The sequence below is a fragment of the Mesotoga sp. UBA5825 genome (assembly GCF_002432955.1).
Lineage (GTDB): Bacteria > Thermotogota > Thermotogae > Petrotogales > Kosmotogaceae > Mesotoga.
This window is the reverse complement of record NZ_DJHG01000126.1, coordinates 1-16,632: the sequence shown is the minus strand read 5'-3', so window position 1 is coordinate 16,632 and position 16,632 is coordinate 1. Positions and strand designations below refer to the sequence as shown.

Genomic DNA, 16,632 nt, shown 5'->3' with positions numbered 1-16,632 from the left:
GAAGGAACGGTGAGTGTAGTTGAAGGACAGAATTGGACCGGGAATATACCTGTACCCAATGCCTCTTGTAGTGATAGGTACGATGAATGAAGAAAGACCTAATTATACGACTGTCGCGTTTTGTGGGGTAGTGGAAGTTCAGCCGCCGATGCTTCAGATTTCTTTGGCGAAGACTAGATTGAGTTGCAATAATATTGAAGAATCTGGATGCTTTAGTATAAATGTGCCCTCTCTTGATATGCTTAGAGGGGTAGATTATATGGGGATCTACTCCGGAAAGACAACTGACAAGTCGGAGCTATTCAATACTTTCATGGGAGAGACCGTGGGAGTTCCGATGATCAGTGAAGCACCACTCAATATGGAATGCAAACTTATCGAGAGTTTCGAGTTCGGTGGAATGCATGTAACTTTTGTTGGTGAAGTTGTTCAGACATACTGCGCCGAGTCATGTCTAGTTGATGGACTCCCGGATATCAAGAAGATCAGTCCGGTTGTCTTTTCAGTATATGACAATTCATATTGGTCCATAGGTATGCATCTCGGTAAGGCATGGAACATAGGTGTGAAATACACCCCTCCAAGAGAGGGAACAGAATAGTTCGGAGGGGTGGTAAGTTTCATTTCCTGTCGTAGGAAGTTGGCCCTTCAGGCCAATTGGTCTGATCCAGCCATTCTTGTGGATACCCAACAGGTTGAGCCATGTTCCCTTTTTCGCTTATGAACCCATCGTTGTATCTTACTATCAAGTATTCCGAAAAATCCCACCATGCCCTGATGATCTCTTCGGAGTTTCTTGCGCAGAACTTCGTCAAATNNCTCAGAAACCTCTTGCGGACCGTTGGAAGTCATAGCGGCAACGTATGCCTCAGCTTCTTGAAGACGACAAAGAGAAAGAGTCTCGTATTTTTCTTGCATTAGTCTGATATCCTCGTGCATGTAACTGTATTTCATAGAAGCCCAGTTCGAAACGAAGTTGAATGCCCACCACGCACTGTTCCTACTGAACTCCGAAGTGTCGCACACTTCCAAAGAATCAGGAAGAGCATTCACCCCTGCGTAGAATGGAATGAAACAAGTGTCTGCGGGCTTGTCGAGCCCTATCCACATCAACCCTCCTATTGGATCGGGAAGCCAGTCCCTTCCCTGGCAAACGAAAGTATAACCGCAATACGTAACCGATACGGGTCTTTCCCAAGCTCCGTCAAGTTTACGGGAGGGATCCCCTACATCTCCCTGGCCATCATATGGACCATAGAATCTGTCAGGATTACCAAATGGGCCGGCGGCAATTCCTTTTGTGAGGTCGAACTCCGTTCCTTCATAGTGATCTCTGTAAAGGTTCATTACATCTCTTGCAGAAAGCTTCTTGTCGGGTTTCACAGAGAACGGATACTCTCTTGTGAATCCATCCTCAACCCACGGGGAGAAGTTCATGCTGGGAGCAATCAGAGAGAACAAGCGCCACACTCTTCTCAAAGAGTAATAGGGATGGTTGTACTCGCCTAGACTAACAGTCCTCAGCCAGTCAAGAAGCCCCTCTTCTGGGTTCCACCAGCCGTGTTTCTCAGCAATCTCGTGAAGAGTTTTCCCGAAGAGGATATCGGGATCTTCAGGATCGATTTCCCTTATTCGAAACTGATTAGCGGCTACAAAAACCTCTCCGTCGGGAACTCTCTTTGCTACCCATAATCCTCCAGTGCCCTCAGGCGAAGGAGCCATCTCGATAATCCAAGCTTCGTTTGGGTCAGCAACCGGAAGGGTCTCTCCTGTGCCGTAGTAGCCATATTCTTCAATGAGGAAACCAATCAGGTCAACTGCTTCACGTGCAGTTTTGCAACGCTCGAGAGCAACGCGAGAAAGCTCAGAGGAATAGAATATCCTTCTGCCTGGCTCAGGTCCGATCTGTATCTTTGCTCCATCAGTGCATTCTCCGAACATCAACTGATGTTCGTTCATGATTCCGTATGATCCGTCAAAGTAAGCATAAGTATGTAATACTTGGGGAATCATTCCGATAGGAATCGACGGAGGATATTGCGGTGTATCATAGGCCGATGCTCTTGCAGATACAATTCGCGGATAGATGAAGCTGTTGTACTGAGGAAACTCCCCAATTGCGACTGCAGTGCAGTATACAGGTCTGAACGAGCCTGGTTCATGGTCTCTAGCAGGCACGAAGACGATTCTTTGATCGGCAAGGTCGTTGTCGTCTGAATGAGCAACAATCATAGATCCATCGACACTCGCACCCTTTGTCACAATAAGAGTAGTACAGGCAAAGGAAGCTGATGCCAAAGTCAGAACTAGAATTGCACCAAAGACACTCAAGACTTTCAAAGCAATTCACCTCACTTGGTTTGAAAGGCAAGTACTGAATCTTGGTTTCTGCCTACCATCAAATATACTCCTACAGCAGAAGATAAAGGAACTTCTTTTCTTGTCTCTTTTTTGGTAGACTTAGACGGCTTGTAAGAAATCAATTCAGACAGTCAGTGCTAGAATCAAAGGGTAATAACTCTTTGCAATGAGTGGATATTTCTGTCATCAAGGAGGTATGCAATGAATCAGAAAGGTCTCTTCAGTAAGAGGAAACCCCCATTGGGTTCAGTTCCGGGAACTCTAAGTATAGATGAAGAATCGCCTTACCCAAGAATAAGACTTATCGAATTTGATTCGAATTCATTGAGAGAAGAGATTGTTGATGATTTGACCGGGCTTCAGTCCGTTGTCTTAGAGAAAGAGAAGATTCACTGGATCGATGTACAGGGATTGGGAGATGAGTCTACTATTCGAAAGCTTGGTGACATTTTTTCTCTTCATCCGCTTGCACTTGAAGATATAACGAACGTCCCGCAGATCCCCAAAGTTGAAGAGTATGATAACTGTGTCTTTCTATGCCTTCCCATGCTGAGGATGGAAGATAACAATCTGATTTCGGAGCAGGTGAGTCTCTTCGTAGGCGAAACTTTCGTACTTACATTCCAAGAAAGATACGGAGACGTTCTTGATCCTGTTAGGAATAGGATTCGAAGGAAGGCCCAGATAAGACAAATGAACAACGATTACACAGCTTACGCAATAGTCGATACAATCGTCGATAATTACTTTCCGGTGTTGCAGAATCTCGGAAATGAACTCGAAAACCTTGAAGATCAGTTGGTGGAAACGATGGCAAAAGAGAGTCTTAAAGAGCTTTACTTCATCAAGCACAGACTGGCTCACTTGAAAAGGTTGTTATGGCCTACTAGAGAAGCAGTTGGGCGCATTGCTAGAGATGGAAGTCTGTACTTCGGAAGTCGGACTATGCTTTACTTCCGAGATGTCTACGACCATGTGATGCAGTCAATTGATATGCTAGATCTGAGTCGAGACCTCGCGTCAGAGCTTATGAGCCTTTACCTTTCTTCTACAAGCAACAGGTTGAACGAAATCATGAAAGTGTTGACTATCATATCGACGATTTTCATCCCTCTCTCTTTTATTGCGAGTCTATACGGAATGAATTTCCATTTCATGCCAGAACTGGCTCTCAAGTGGGCATATCCTGTAGTTCTCGTCATAATGGGAGTTGTGGCATCGATCATGTTGTTTCTGGTGCACAAGAAAGGTTGGTTCAGGAAATGACTTCTGCATTAAATGTTTTGAGCTTCAGTTAAGGTCTGTCGTAAATATCGCAAGAAGAGTGTTGGAAAAACCACTGAAACGAAGAAATCGGTATGATGTCTCTTTCGGCTGAATCTGAATTCATTTGAGGTTTACCGGAGCTTCTGGTTGAATAAAGCAAAGCTCATCGCTCACTTCTGAAAAATCAGTCAAGGGAAAAGCCTTTGTTGACTAGAGAAAGGCAACAATCCACTACATCTGCGTCATAAATCCTGCCCGCTCCCTGCGTCAACTCAGTGATTGCGGCAAGTCTTTCATGAGCTGGCCTGTAGGGTCTGTGAGAGACGATCGCTTCAAATACGTCCGCGACCGAAACTATTCTGGTCTCAAATGGGATCTCTCTTCCTTTCAATCCCTGGGGATATCCTGAGCCGTCCAGTCTTTCATGATGTTGACGTACGATGCTTGATATTGGCCACGGTAACTCAATTCTCTCAAGCATCCTGAAACCGGCTTCACTGTGGTTCTGAATAAGGGACCATTCATTCTCCGTCAATCTGCCCGGCTTGCTCAGAATTTCTGTTGGCACGGAGATCTTCCCGATGTCGTGCAGAAGAGCACCTTCTCTGACCGAGTCCAGTCGATCTGGGCTGAGCCCCATTTCAATGGCAATTGCAGTAGCAAGTTTGCTGACCCGCCTCTGATGACCGGCCGTGTAGGGATCCCTTACCTCTACCACTGTTGAAAGTGTCTCAATTAAGCTCTTGATAGTTCTTTCCGCAGACTCCGGAATCAAATTCTGATCTTCGTGATCAGCAAATGAATAGATGACGAGCGCTGTGTCTGCCCCTTCGCGGGAATCTCTTATCGTTCTCACGAGAGCCGAGACTTGCAAGGTAGAGCCATCTTCTTTATGAATACTTAGAAGCCGTTTTTCGCCAATACCTGATTTGAGAAAGGGAATCTCTCTGATTTGATCTCCTGAGTCCCTTATGAATCTGAACGCTTTTTCACCGAGTAATTGCTCTCTCCTTCTTCCAAAAAGTTTCTCGGCAGATTTACTAATGAAGATTATCCTGCCCTGTTCGTCAGTCGAGAGTATGGCCTCACTAGATGAATCCAGGATGCACTTTGCAGTGTGAAGCTTCGCTATTGCTCTAGCTTCCGTCGTCTTCTCTCTGTGGATACTGACCAGCTGCCGGTCTGAAAGAAGCCTAATCAGAACTTCTTCGAAGTATTCTCCCTCCGAAAGCGATATAGTCTCTTCTCTTCCCGTTTTTGCAACCCTTCTCAACGCCTCAAGGAAAAGGTAATCGGCTTTGCTAATAGGTCTGCCAAGCGGAATGCCTTCCAGTACCGGAAGGCGTGCAAGACGGTCTGTTTCGAAAGCAAGGTTCTTCAAAACCGGGACTATTGTCTCACAAGTTCTGTCAAAAGAGAAGATTGCAATACCTGAAGTCTGTTCTTCAAAAATCTTTTTGAAAACTGTGCTTCGATAATTCTCACCGTCATGAGAATAATTCCTACTTGAGAACTGCGAAAAACCTTTTCTTGAGATTGCTTTGCTGTATGAGGGAATTGTATTTGTCCTTACTTCTGTGACCGTTGGATCAAGATATACCTTCTTTGCTTTTTTCAGAATCTTCACTTCGCCTTGTTCGTTATTGTCGTGGTGAGAGAGAACGCTCCAGATTCCTCCATTATCATCTACGCAGATATCGTCAGAACCAAAAAGAGTTTCATAAATCCTTCCAACTACATCTCCAAAGTGCCGTTGCGAAGCAGAGTTTTGAAAGGTGATCTTCCCAAATTCATCAACGAATATGACCGCTTCATCAATAAGGTCAAGGTAAGACCTTTTTAAATCATATGCAGACAAGGTATTCATCCCTCATTCTCACAATAATAAGTTCGAGCGTTGGTTTGAACATCAAGCGCGTTTCGTGGTGCTTCTCTATCACTAAAGATTCTAACACCATTTGCGTCACTTTTGAAATCTCTTTCCAGTGTAATCCTTCATCTTTATCCTTCGAGGAATGCAGCGCACGTTTGATGAGTAATTTCGTAAAAGAAAAACTTGATAGGATCACAGAAGGGTCTTCTGAATAATGGCAGCGCGGTATCAGAGATCCTTTTGAGTCTCCAAGCAGATTGCGTTCAAATCAAGAATTATTGCCTGAACCGGCCATAATTGACTTCTTGTCCAGTTGCCTTGCTCAATACTCTATCCCCTTTCTAGCTTCAACTCCCCTATGGTAATAATGCTTAATCTCTCTCATTTCAGTGACGAGGTCTGCCTTCTCAAAAATCTCGGCCGGAGCATTTCTGCCAGTCAGAACAAGTTCGACGTTTGCGGGTTTCATCTCAAAAAGCTTCGCAATATCCTCTACTGTTACCAATCTGTAATGGCAAGCAATGAATATCTCGTCAAGAATAACGACACCGAACCGTTCACTGCGCAAAACATCTCGGGATCTTGCAAGACCAGTGCGAGCAGCTTCAAGATCCTCTACTTCAGGATTTTCTCTAATGAATCATTTCCTTCCAAACTGTTCAATGGTTATTCCGTCGATATAATTCGATAGCGCTTGTTCACTGTATTTCATACCCTTTATGAACTGACCGATGAAGACCCTCTCGCCCGCCATACATGCTCTTATCGCAAGACCAATAGCTGCAGTGGTCTTTCCTTTACCATTTCCCGTATAGATATGAATGTAACCCTTTTCAATAGTGACCCCCCCGATCGTGAGTTAGTGGTATTCTACTTCGAAAGCAATGAGGGTTTGTGAATGTTTTGCGAACGAGTTGGTAACCAAGTTGGAATGGAATGGTAGGGTAATCGACATTAGTAGCATTTATGAACTCGTGAAGTTCCGCTTTTCAAATAGTAGATTTGGCTGGAAATTCATGATGAGCAGCTGCTGAGTTACTAAGTTGACCAATATGTGAAATAAATCACATTACAGGAGGTATGAAAATGGCGAAGTATTAAGTAACTAAGTCTGTTGACGTAAGAGGAGAAGTCTGTCCAGTACCGGATGTTGAAACCAAGAGGGCTCTGAAGAAGATGAAAGCCGGAGAGATACTCGAGGTTTGGATTGACTATGCCATGTCGAAAGAGAGAATTCCCGAGGCAGTCAAGGGAATGGGACACGAAGTTCTCGAAATCGAGGAAGTCGGGAACAGCGAGTGGAAGATCTACATCAAAGTAAAGTGAAAAAAGGGGTGAGATGACATGGCCTGGACGGGTCTATTAGTTGGTCTCGTTTTTGGAATCATTCTTCAAAGAGGCAGAGTGTGTTTCAACTCGGCTTTTAGGGACGTTTTGTTATTTAAGGATAATTACCTTTGGAAACTGGGTTTTCTTGCAGTCGGGTTACAGATGATCACCGTTCTCTTTGTGGCTCAGATGGGCTGGATAAGGATTGCTCCTCCGACGCTTAATCTGTTTGGGAATATTGTTGGTGCCTATGTATTTGGGCTGGGAATGGTTCTCGCCGGTGGATGTGCCTCAGGTGTTACTTATAGGTCCGGAGAGGGAATGACAACCGCAATGATAGCCGCGGTCTTTTACGGTATAGGAGCTATGGCAATGAGAGGAGGAGTGTTTTCACCCATAAGGACGTGGGCGGCCCAATTTAACATAACAGTTGATGGGAATTCTTCCGTATATTTTGACAAGGTAGGGCCCACACTCGCGACAGTCCTGAATGTTAATCCCTGGATCTCTGCAGTAATACTAGCAGCCGTCTTGCTTTGGTACACGCTTGGCACGAAGACCACGGAGAGAAAGACTAAGTTCAACTGGAAAGTTGCTGCGGTATCTCTCGCTGTTCTTTCTCCCATTGCATGGATAACGAGCGAGGCTGCTGGTCGAAATTATGGAATTGGTATCACCGGTGGTTGGGTCTCATATTTGACTCCTACATCAGTAATCAGCCACTGAGATGGGATGGGTACGAAATAATCGGAATAATCCTGGGAGCACTCATTGCGTCAGTAATAGCGAGAGAATTCAAGTTGAGGATGCCGAAGAATCCGAAGACTTATCTCGTGGTTATGATAGGTGGAACAATGATGGGAGCAGGAGCTAACCTTGCCGGTGGATGTAATATCGGGCATTTCCTTTCCGGACTTCCAACTCTTGCCATTTCGTCAATAATCGCAAGTGTCTTCCTTATTCTCGGCAACTGGACAATGGCTTACATACTTTACAGAAAGTGAGGCATCTGATTTGAAGATTACAATCCAGGTTTTTGCACCACCGTATTCATATGAGGATCTTGACACAGCAATTAAGATCGCGGAAGCAGGACCTGATAAAGGCCACGAAGTGACGGTTTTCCTCTTTGCCGATTCAATACTATCCGTTAACAGCAAAGTCAAACCGATAAGGATAGATAGAGACATTCCACGAAAACTCGAATCGCTAATACAAGAGAAGGGTTTGAAAGTGGAGATTTGCGGAATCTGTATGGACTACAGAGGTGTAACCAAGGATATGATTATCGAAGGTTCAAATCCAAGTGGTCTTCCCGAACTGGCTTCATTGATTTACAACAGCGACAGGTTTGTTAACCTGATGGCGTGAGGTGCTGCTATGGATAAGAAGATCCTGTTTGTTGTTTATCAGGCGCCAGCAGGCTCTATTTGGGTCAATGAAGCCTTTAGGACTGCATTTGGAATGTATGGCGAAGATATTGAGCCATCCGTTCTTTTGATGGAAGAGGCAACTGTTGCTCTTTCAAAGAAGACTAAGCCTGAATGTCTTGGCCTGCTCTCGATCTCCATGTGTTTTAGGTTTATCAAGAGGTACGAGACAGCAGTTTATGGTGTCAAAGAACATATGGAAAAACTGAAAGTAAATGAAATCGAAGAGAGTTTCAATGCACAATTAATAGCTGAAGCCGATATCGGAGAGTTCTTCCACAAGTTTGACAATGTAATCTTCATGTGAGGTGTCTGGTATGTATTTAATAGTAGTGAAAAACGGGCCCAATAATTCTGCCGATAGAATCAAGATCAGTGCGGCGAAAGATGGGGACAAGGTTGTCCTAATTCAGGACGGTGTTTTTTGGGGACTAAAGGAATTGACCACAGAGGCGGAGGTCTTTGCTATTAAGGACGATGTTGAGGCCAGGGGATACTCAGTTGATGACGTTACCGTGCCTCTGATAACTTATGAAGGCTTCATTGACATAGTTGAGGAATGTGAGAAGTCAATAGGTTAGGCTATTATAGTGTGATTTGGGAGGTGCACTTCGTTCAGACGTGCACCTCTTTCTACGGGAGGGATTTGGGATGCCATTAAAGCTTCCGGATTTGTTTCGCACTTTCTCAAATCAGACGAGAATTGAAATAGTTACGATGCTTATGGACAACTTCCTAACTGCTTCAGAAATTGCGTCGCTACTTCAAATAGATTTGTCAACTGTATACAGACATCTGCAGCAAATGAAGAAGCTTGGGATACTTACTTCAAGACATTTGCATGGCGTTGAGAGATTCGACTTCAGTTCTCCACACATTTTCAGAATGCTTGATGAGGCGATCTCCTTCATAACGGAACTTAAGGGATTCAAGCCAATTTCCTGCTCTGAGAGAATATGCAGTTATTATCTGGGGGGCGAGCTTGATGTCATCGAGCCTGACCAGCTTCTCGATATGAGAGGCGAATCTTGTCCAATTCCGGATATTCAAGCAAGAAAGACTCTGGAAAACATGAGCCCTGGAGAGGTATTGCTTGTTATTGTAGACTATCCGCTCTCGGGGGGAGAGAATTCCTGTGTCTATTCAGAAAGAGGGCCATGAGATAATCAAAAAGATATCTGATAAATACGGTGATATAAAGATATATATGAGGAGGAGAGAAAATGCTTGATGCGGTTGTAATTGGTGGTGGGCCTGGCGGTTATGTTTGTGCAATAAGAATTGCTCAGCTGGGTAAGAGAGTTGCGCTCGTTGAAAAGGAATATCTCGGTGGGACGTGCACAAACTGGGGCTGCATTCCAACAAAAGCGATGCTGACTTCGGCCCATTTGTATACCGAGATAGCCGACAAGTCAAAGAGACTTGGAATCGAAGTATCCGATCTTGATTATGATCTGAAGAAGATCATGGCTCACATGAATAGAACGATCACGATGTCTAGAAAAGGGATTGAACACCTCTTGAAGAAAAACGAAGTTGATTTCTTCAATGACACAGCTGTGATTAAGGATGCAAAGCACGTCCTCCTGGAGCAGAGAGGGGAGATTCTGGATACGAATAATATTGTTATCGCAAGTGGATCCGAACCCTCCATGTTTAGGCCATTCAGTGAAGTCGAAGGAATCTGGACAAGCAACGACGTTTTTCGAATGGAAGAAATGCCAGAAAGTCTAGTAATTGTTGGCGGTGGTGTTATAGGAGTTGAGTTTGCAACATTCTTCAGTTCATTCGGAGTGAAGACTACTATCGTCGAACTTGCAGACCATATCCTTCCATACGAGGATAAAGATGTTGCCGACGATATTCGAAAGTCATTGACAAGGCAAGGAGTAGAGATAATAGAGAGAACAAAGGTGACAGAGGTGGAGAAGGAGGAATGTACCTTCATTCTGAATGCCGAAGGTGAACAGGAGCTCTCACTCCAGGCTGAGAAAGTTCTTGTCGCAGTCGGTAGGAGACCGACCATTAGCGAAGACGTAAGAAATCTTGGCCTCGAAATTGAAAGAGGAGTCATTACGAACAGCCGAATGCAGACAAACATTAAGGGCATTTATGCTATTGGCGACATAAGAGCCGGAATAATGCTTGCTCACGTGGCCAGCTACGAGGGGATAGTAGCGGCTCACAACATTGCTGGAGAAGAAATGGAAATGGATTACTCGGCAGTTCCCTCGATTATTTTTTCCAGCCCAGAGGTAGGATCAACCGGGATAAGGGAAGACGACATCGAAGACATGGAGAAAGTAAGTATCGCAAAATTCCCTTTGAGCGCAAATGGTAGAGCAAGGACTGTACTAGAAAACACTGGGTTTGTGAAGGTAATAGCAGATAAGGAAAGTGGAAAGGTTCTTGGTATGAGTATAGTTTCTCCTTCAGCTACAGAGCTAATAATGGAAGGGGTAATAGCAGTCAAGAACGGTCTAACGGTAGAAGAACTTGAGAACTCAATACATCCTCATCCTACGCTATCAGAGACAGTACTTGGTGCCCTGGAGGGTATTGATGGAATGAGCATCCATATCTAAAGTAGTTCCTTAGTTAGGGGCATCCCTTTACAGTCAATGCTTTGGGATGCCCACATTTACTTTTCTGATGCTGGAAATTCTTTGCTCTTCTCTACAACCTTGATTTCTTGATTATGGCTCTTCAGCCTTTTCGTAAGGTTCCTTTCTCTAAATCTTTAAGCAGTAAATAGATGAATATTATCAAAAGGATTCTGAACAGGCTTAAAACTCTTTTGAATAAATATTCTTCGTCTGGCTGAAGACCTCTGTCTTAGCAAAAGTATGCTTGTAAAACCTCAGATCCAGTTTAATCATTATATGGCCCACAGTCTCAAAATCGAGTTCAGCCTTAGTTTCGTTTACTCTTGCAGAAAAACCGACTGGCATCTCCATCTCCGGACGAAGGACACAAGCAATAGTTATTCCCGGATAAAACCTGAAGCCAAACTTTCCTACTATCTCAGGGGATCCGTCAAATTCGATCTTATCAACAAAGGTTGCATTGTGATCTATAGAACCCGTTGAATAGCTATTTCCATGAGCACCGTGGAAGTTGAACTTTGCCTCGACTTCATAATGAAACTTCGGAGAAATCCGAATCTCGGGACCGAATTGAAGATCAATGCTTGCGACTTTTGCTTCCATTTCATATGTTTCATAGAACAGCTCAATCGGTACGCTGATTTTTACGGGGATTCCGCATACGCTAATGCTTACCTGTGGTTCAGCAATTTTCTTCGTTTGTCCAGTCTCAAACCCTTCCTCTCCAACTATCTCGAGTATCGAAGAGAGTGTTGCCGGAAAGCGAAACGTTCCATTAGAGCTGAATTTGTTCAAAGAAAGATGAAAATCAAGACTGATATTTGCGTCAAGGATCAGTTTGTTCTTGATTGCAGCCTTCATCTCATCCTTGTCAATGATTGATACATCCCATTCCTTTGTGATCAGGTTTGTTGTTACACTCTCTGCAAAGGCACGATCTCCTTCAGTTCCAAATTTCTGTACGATTTCTGATACATCACCCTCAATGTTCAGTATCAAAGTGCCAGCGCCTCTTCCACAAAAGCTTCTTCAGTTCCTAGTGTTACTTTTGAAGGGTCGGTATCATTCACTGAAATAACTCTTCTGAAAGAGTCGTTCATTGTGTCAAAAATGTAATCACCGAGAGAGAAGTGAGGGATAAAAGACGTCTTCGAAAACACTATTTGGTTTTCCGATTCACAGGGCTCTTGTACAAGAAGAGAAGAGTTGATCACAAGCGATCTGGGCACAGAATTGCTAATTGCAATGACGCCTCTTGGAAATCTGGTTGAAGAAACCACTGGCGGTTGCTGGACTCTGAAAAGAACTTTTCTGAAGGAATGAGGGCCGGAGTTCTCTTCATCTGGTATATCGTGTCTAAAGGTTAGAAGATATCCATCGCTAATATTTGGATTGTGCACGCCGGCACCAGAATGATATAAGGCACCGGAGAACAAATCAGTATCGGATAAACTCGAGAAATCCTGAGATCCTTCAGAAACCGGGTGAAAAACAGAGTCAACGCGCTTGATGATTGTACCTTCCGAATCGTAAATCAGATACTCATATTCAATGCCTGTCACATCTATGGATTTGATATAGAGGTAACCAAAGTTTCTCTCTGCAATAGAAGAACCTTCTTCAGGTGTCCACTCCATTCTAAGATCCTGAAACGCAATCAGAGTTCCTTTTCCCAAATGCGAGATCGACATGTCTGAAGGCGAAAAGAGGAGACCACCCCCATAATAAGCACCGTCGTTAAGTTCTTCACCGTCAGCCTCCAGAAAGCAAATAAATCAATGATAAGCTTAAATTCCGCAAGATTAAAGATAAAAATAAAGATCAAGATTAAAGATAAAAATAAACTATACTATTTGACCAAAAAATATTTCGGTGCGAACCAAGAACATTTATTCACAAAATTACACTATTTATTTTAACACATTTTTTATCTTCTTCCAAGGCCTCTCTTGAGTAGATCTAATTATGATGCATTACGGGCCCACGAGAATAAAGATAGTCCGAATACTCAAATTAGAAAGCTTTTATTGCCAGCTCTTGCTCTCGAAGTCGCTTACTCCCTTTTCCGCAAGATCCTTGTCAGGAAATTCCTCGATTGCCTTCGCTTCATCACGTGTATCGATTGTATAATAAGATTCAGCTGGTGCAAATACACAGATTTGAGCTGCTCTGTAAGTCCGAAATCTCATTCCACACTTATCGCAAAGCCCTATGTCCTCAACGTCTCTCCTGAAATTCACTTCCCTATTGTACCTTCTGCAGAAGGATTTGTTCCTTTCGTCGGCAAAGAAATACAAGGCTTGAGGTTGCCTCGAATTCTCCCCTCCGGACAATTCCGCTTCTTCTGAATTCAACCATTTCCAGGACGTTGCGTGAAGCCTTTCAAGATCAAGATCACTCTTTCTCAAAATATTCACCTCTCGTGGCACACCATTTCCTATGAAATGTTATCATGAATGTACCTAATACACGAGGGGGAATGATTTTGAAGAAGTTACTACTAGTTTTCCTGATGGCGATTTTCTCACTGACCCTGCTCGGAACAGAGTACGCCGTTAGGATTACCAAAGATGGGGAAGACGTTCCAGAAGAGTTTTGGATAACCAGAGAAGAAATCGAACAGGCATTTGGCGCGACTGTTGCGAACGCAAGTAGCCAGGGGATTACTCTTGATCCGTATTTCGATAGCTATTACATCCCTAGCGAGATCGGTCTAAAAACGATGATAATACCATACATAGTTGACCAGAAGCTCATCGATTTCTATGCAGAGGAAAACAATCTTCTTCCTTCTGATGAAGAAGTTGAGGCCGAAACGGATACAATGATGGAGATGTACACATCGAATCCTGGGCTGATCGAGCAAATTGAGACTATCTACGGCTCGCTTGAGACCTTCAAAGATGAAATGAGGAGTTACGTATATGCTGCCCTCAAGGCCGAACTCGTTCAGAATTCGGTTGCTCCGCTTACTGAAGAAGCTCTATCGGTTTACTTCGAGGAGTTCAGGACCGAAATCAAGAACCAGTATGAAACGATTAGGGCACGACACATTCTTGTGACCGATGAATCCACTGCTACTGAGCTCATGAGTAGAATCGAAAGTGGAGAAATCACTTTTGGCGAAGCTGCCCTTCATTACTCCATTGATTCAGGAACGGCTGCCAATGGTGGGGAGCTTGGATCGCTGCAAAGAGGGCAAACTGTGCCGGAGTTTGAAGAAGCTATCCTTACCGCACCAATAGGTAAGCTTTACGGTCCTGTAAAAAGCGAGTTTGGTTTTCACTTAATAATCGTTGAAGAGAGAACAGAGATTAACAGTCTGGCCGATATGGTGAGCTCTCCCAGATATAATGATTTCGTTTCAGGTTATCAGAACGATTCTTACAATCGTTGGTTAGAGAGGTACATAAGCGAAAACAACTTTGACTATGTGATACTTGATGGTGAACTGCTGTTCTACAAGGAATACGTGGAAGCTATAGGGACAGAAGAGTCGGCTAATGAATTCTTCGTCGAAGTTGCCGCGAAAGTCTTCGGTGAAGGAGACTCATCTTCGCAGGTCTCACCCGTGGAGTACGCTGTCTACATCGAGTTGTCTCAAATGTTGGGATACACCGAGAGTATTGACTACGAAGTGGCCATAAGGTCCTTGTTTGAGATAGGAGAGAAGCGAGGCATGATTGTCCAGATGATGTATGAGCTTGATAGCAACGTTCCTGAAGTTGCGGCTGCTTATTACAACTCCTGGCTAGAGGAACTAGAAATGACGTTCATGAATCAACAGCTTCTTCAGCAGCAGCTGAGCAACTACGGGCAAAGTTTCGTAGATTATGTCTTCAGTACAATTGATGAAATCGAATCGGGACTGGAAGCCACGTTAGAAAGGGAAATGTCTCCGGAAGTCAGAGCAGATATTCTTTACATTTTGATAAGGAACAACTCTCTATCTCTAGATCTTGACTACAGCCCAGACTGGATTGAAGAGAAGCTCAGCAAAAGGCTCACTTACATGGAAGCGCTAATGGAAGTCGATCCTTCTGAAGAAGCTCAGTTAGAGATCGATTCAATAATCTCAGAACTGGAATACCTTGCTGCAGAAAGGGACAGCCAGAGCGCAACAGACTAAGCCTTCATCAATATGAGTGAAGAACCGGAGAATCAAGCTCCGGTTCTTCTTTTACCGATTTTGCTTCAGCCTGTCAAGCGCAGAGGAATCTGGGGATGGCTACGATGATACTTAAAGAACCTACGCACCAATTCCTTCTCTCACAGGCTCGACTGCCTTTCCCTTTGAGCCGTTGCTGTTATCTGTTCTCTTTTCTTCGAAGAGTCTCGACATGCCCTTCATCAGAAATACGATAGTTAGAATAGCGTTGCCAATGCATGACAAGAGCACAAGATAATGGACAGGGAATCGATCAACAGCAAAACCAAAGATCGCAGAACCTAAAGGAGTTGCAATCTGAGCGAGAATTGAGATCACGGAGAACACCCTGGATCTGTAGCTAGTAGGAACAATCCGGTGAAACAGAGTTTGAAGCGGGGTGTTAACAAATGCATTAAATACTCCCATCACGAGAATCGGCACTCCAAGTGCTGCAAAATATAACCATGAAGCGCCGCCAAAAAGATTCATGAAGTAAGGAAAGAAGAAAGCTGCCAGAATGAAATTGATGACTGTTTCCGTTGCTAGACCTCCTGCAAAGAGACTTCCCTGTCTTCTCTTAGAAAGAACAGTACCCAGGAGAATGTTTCCTATAAGAACTCCAACCACCCATCCAGACTGAAGGAACCCATATTGTTGACTGGAAAAACCGACCACAGTTCGCGCGAAAAACGGGAACACAACCGTAAACACCGGTGCCAAAAGGAAATTCGATACCATAGCAAATATCAGAACCATCATCAGTCCCTTTATTCTTCTGAGATAGCTGATTCCCTCAACAATATCGACAAAGACACTCTTTACGGAGACTCTAGATTTCTCAGTTGTTCGTTCGTAAACTATGAAGATCTCACTGATTGCGGATGCGACGAAAGACACTCCGTTCAGAATGAACACTACTTCGATTCCGAAAAGTCCGTAGAGCACTCCTCCCAGCGCCGGTCCCACAATATAAGAGATGGAATTCACTGCTCCAAGGATAGAATTTCCTCTCAAGAGCTTGTCTTCTTCGATAATATCCGGAAGCATTGCCGCAGTTGCGGGATCGAAAGAAATATCAAGTGTCGAAATCAACAGCTGAAATATGAAAAGGATAGATATTGTAAGGGCTTCTGCATTTGCCATATAGGCCATGGCGAGAATAGCTGCCCCTCTGGCAAAATCCATGTAGATCATTATCAGTTTCCTGTTGAACCTGTCACCAAGTACGCCTGCAATTGGTCCGAAGATAATCCTGGGTATCATAGTAATCACTGCGAACGTGCCCATGATTGCTCCGGAACCAGTTAGGTCAAGGATGTATAGGGGAATTGCCAAAGCCTGAACGCCGCTTCCTATGAGAGAAACTAACCTTCCAACTGAAAAGAGCCAGAAATTCCTTCCCATATCTTTCGCCGCACCACCTTGAATTTATTAAATCATGAGTACATATTATCACATACAATGCAACAAACTCAAGTTGTGATTTAATAAAGATTATTACAAGTAAAAACAATGCTAATTATAGTTCAAATTCAGTTATGATTATCAAATGATTATGAAGATGTCTGCTTTCGAACAGTGCTAGAGTCTGTATGGTATCCTAAGTTCCCGAAAAGT

The 16,632-nt window shown here is 43.8% G+C and carries 13 protein-coding genes and 4 pseudogenes; 10 read left to right on the top strand and 7 right to left on the bottom strand.

Annotated features, from left to right (window positions below; genetic code table 11):
* Positions 1 to 19 precede the first annotated feature (19 nt).
* Positions 20 to 601, top strand: a complete 582-nt coding sequence (locus B3N33_RS12230; RefSeq protein WP_292593498.1) for a flavin reductase family protein — start codon at positions 20 to 22, stop codon at positions 599 to 601.
* Positions 602 to 620: 19 nt separating this feature from the next.
* On the opposite strand, the pseudogene B3N33_RS12225 reads toward B3N33_RS12230, so the two are convergent.
* Positions 621 to 2,232, bottom strand: a pseudogene (locus B3N33_RS12225) (dipeptidase).
* Between the two features lie 330 nt (positions 2,233 to 2,562).
* On the opposite strand from B3N33_RS12225, the gene corA reads away from it, so the two are divergent.
* Positions 2,563 to 3,627: a magnesium/cobalt transporter CorA gene (gene corA / locus B3N33_RS12220; protein WP_292593496.1), complete on the top strand. Its 1,065-nt coding sequence runs from the start codon at positions 2,563 to 2,565 to the stop codon at positions 3,625 to 3,627.
* A gap of 184 nt (positions 3,628 to 3,811) precedes the next feature.
* On the opposite strand, the gene B3N33_RS12215 is transcribed toward corA, so the two are convergent.
* Together B3N33_RS12215 and B3N33_RS12210 are read right to left on the bottom strand one after the other, a co-directional pair.
* Positions 3,812 to 5,494 (bottom strand): HD domain-containing phosphohydrolase, encoded by a 1,683-nt coding sequence (locus tag B3N33_RS12215; protein ID WP_414674219.1) that lies wholly within the window; start codon positions 5,492 to 5,494, stop codon positions 3,812 to 3,814.
* A 328-nt stretch (positions 5,495 to 5,822) separates the two neighbouring features.
* Positions 5,823 to 6,338: pseudogene (locus B3N33_RS12210) on the bottom strand (cob(I)yrinic acid a,c-diamide adenosyltransferase).
* Between the two features lie 248 nt (positions 6,339 to 6,586).
* On the opposite strand from B3N33_RS12210, the pseudogene B3N33_RS12205 reads away from it, so the two are divergent.
* From B3N33_RS12205 to lpdA, 7 genes and pseudogenes are all read left to right on the top strand, one after another.
* Positions 6,587 to 6,826: pseudogene (locus B3N33_RS12205) on the top strand (sulfurtransferase TusA family protein).
* Between the two features lie 18 nt (positions 6,827 to 6,844).
* A pseudogene (locus tag B3N33_RS12200) lies at positions 6,845 to 7,833 on the top strand (YeeE/YedE family protein).
* A 10-nt stretch (positions 7,834 to 7,843) separates the two neighbouring features.
* Complete coding sequence (locus B3N33_RS12190; RefSeq protein ID WP_292593492.1) at positions 7,844 to 8,200, top strand: DsrE/DsrF/TusD sulfur relay family protein; 357 nt, start codon at positions 7,844 to 7,846, stop codon at positions 8,198 to 8,200.
* A 9-nt stretch (positions 8,201 to 8,209) separates the two neighbouring features.
* The gene (locus B3N33_RS12185) at positions 8,210 to 8,566 is read left to right on the top strand and encodes an intracellular sulfur oxidation protein (RefSeq protein ID WP_292593491.1); all 357 of its coding nucleotides are present in this window, start codon (positions 8,210 to 8,212) and stop codon (positions 8,564 to 8,566) included.
* Between the two features lie 10 nt (positions 8,567 to 8,576).
* A complete protein-coding gene (gene tusB / locus B3N33_RS12180; RefSeq protein WP_214060639.1) occupies positions 8,577 to 8,840 on the top strand; it encodes a sulfurtransferase complex subunit TusB in 264 nt (87 codons plus the stop codon).
* Positions 8,841 to 8,910: 70 nt separating this feature from the next.
* Positions 8,911 to 9,420, top strand: coding sequence for a sulfurtransferase TusA family protein (locus B3N33_RS12175; RefSeq protein WP_292593490.1), 510 nt, complete (start codon positions 8,911 to 8,913; stop codon positions 9,418 to 9,420).
* Between the two features lie 62 nt (positions 9,421 to 9,482).
* Positions 9,483 to 10,844: a dihydrolipoyl dehydrogenase gene (lpdA, locus tag B3N33_RS12170; protein ID WP_292593489.1), complete on the top strand. Its 1,362-nt coding sequence runs from the start codon at positions 9,483 to 9,485 to the stop codon at positions 10,842 to 10,844.
* A gap of 201 nt (positions 10,845 to 11,045) precedes the next feature.
* Here the strand turns inward: lpdA and B3N33_RS12165 are convergent, their stop codons facing one another.
* From B3N33_RS12165 to B3N33_RS12155, 3 genes are all read right to left on the bottom strand, one after another.
* Positions 11,046 to 11,864 carry a hypothetical protein gene (locus tag B3N33_RS12165; protein ID WP_292593488.1) on the bottom strand — a complete coding sequence of 273 codons (819 nt, stop codon included), beginning with the start codon at positions 11,862 to 11,864 and terminating at the stop codon, positions 11,046 to 11,048.
* Positions 11,861 to 12,502 carry a hypothetical protein gene (locus tag B3N33_RS12160; RefSeq protein WP_292593487.1) on the bottom strand — a complete coding sequence of 214 codons (642 nt, stop codon included), beginning with the start codon at positions 12,500 to 12,502 and terminating at the stop codon, positions 11,861 to 11,863. Before B3N33_RS12160 ends, B3N33_RS12165 begins: the two co-directional genes overlap by 4 nt.
* A 387-nt stretch (positions 12,503 to 12,889) precedes the next feature.
* On the bottom strand, positions 12,890 to 13,282 hold the full coding sequence (locus tag B3N33_RS12155) for a hypothetical protein (protein WP_292593486.1): 393 nt from the start codon (positions 13,280 to 13,282) through the stop codon (positions 12,890 to 12,892).
* 68 nt (positions 13,283 to 13,350) lie between these two features.
* Here B3N33_RS12155 and B3N33_RS12150 point away from each other — a divergent pair, with 68 nt between their 5' ends.
* Positions 13,351 to 14,994, top strand: coding sequence for a peptidylprolyl isomerase (locus tag B3N33_RS12150; RefSeq protein ID WP_292593485.1), 1,644 nt, complete (start codon positions 13,351 to 13,353; stop codon positions 14,992 to 14,994).
* A 120-nt stretch (positions 14,995 to 15,114) separates the two neighbouring features.
* On the opposite strand, the gene B3N33_RS12145 is transcribed toward B3N33_RS12150, so the two are convergent.
* Positions 15,115 to 16,419 (bottom strand): MFS transporter, encoded by a 1,305-nt coding sequence (locus B3N33_RS12145; RefSeq protein ID WP_292593484.1) that lies wholly within the window; start codon positions 16,417 to 16,419, stop codon positions 15,115 to 15,117.
* Positions 16,420 to 16,632: the final 213 nt, after the last annotated feature.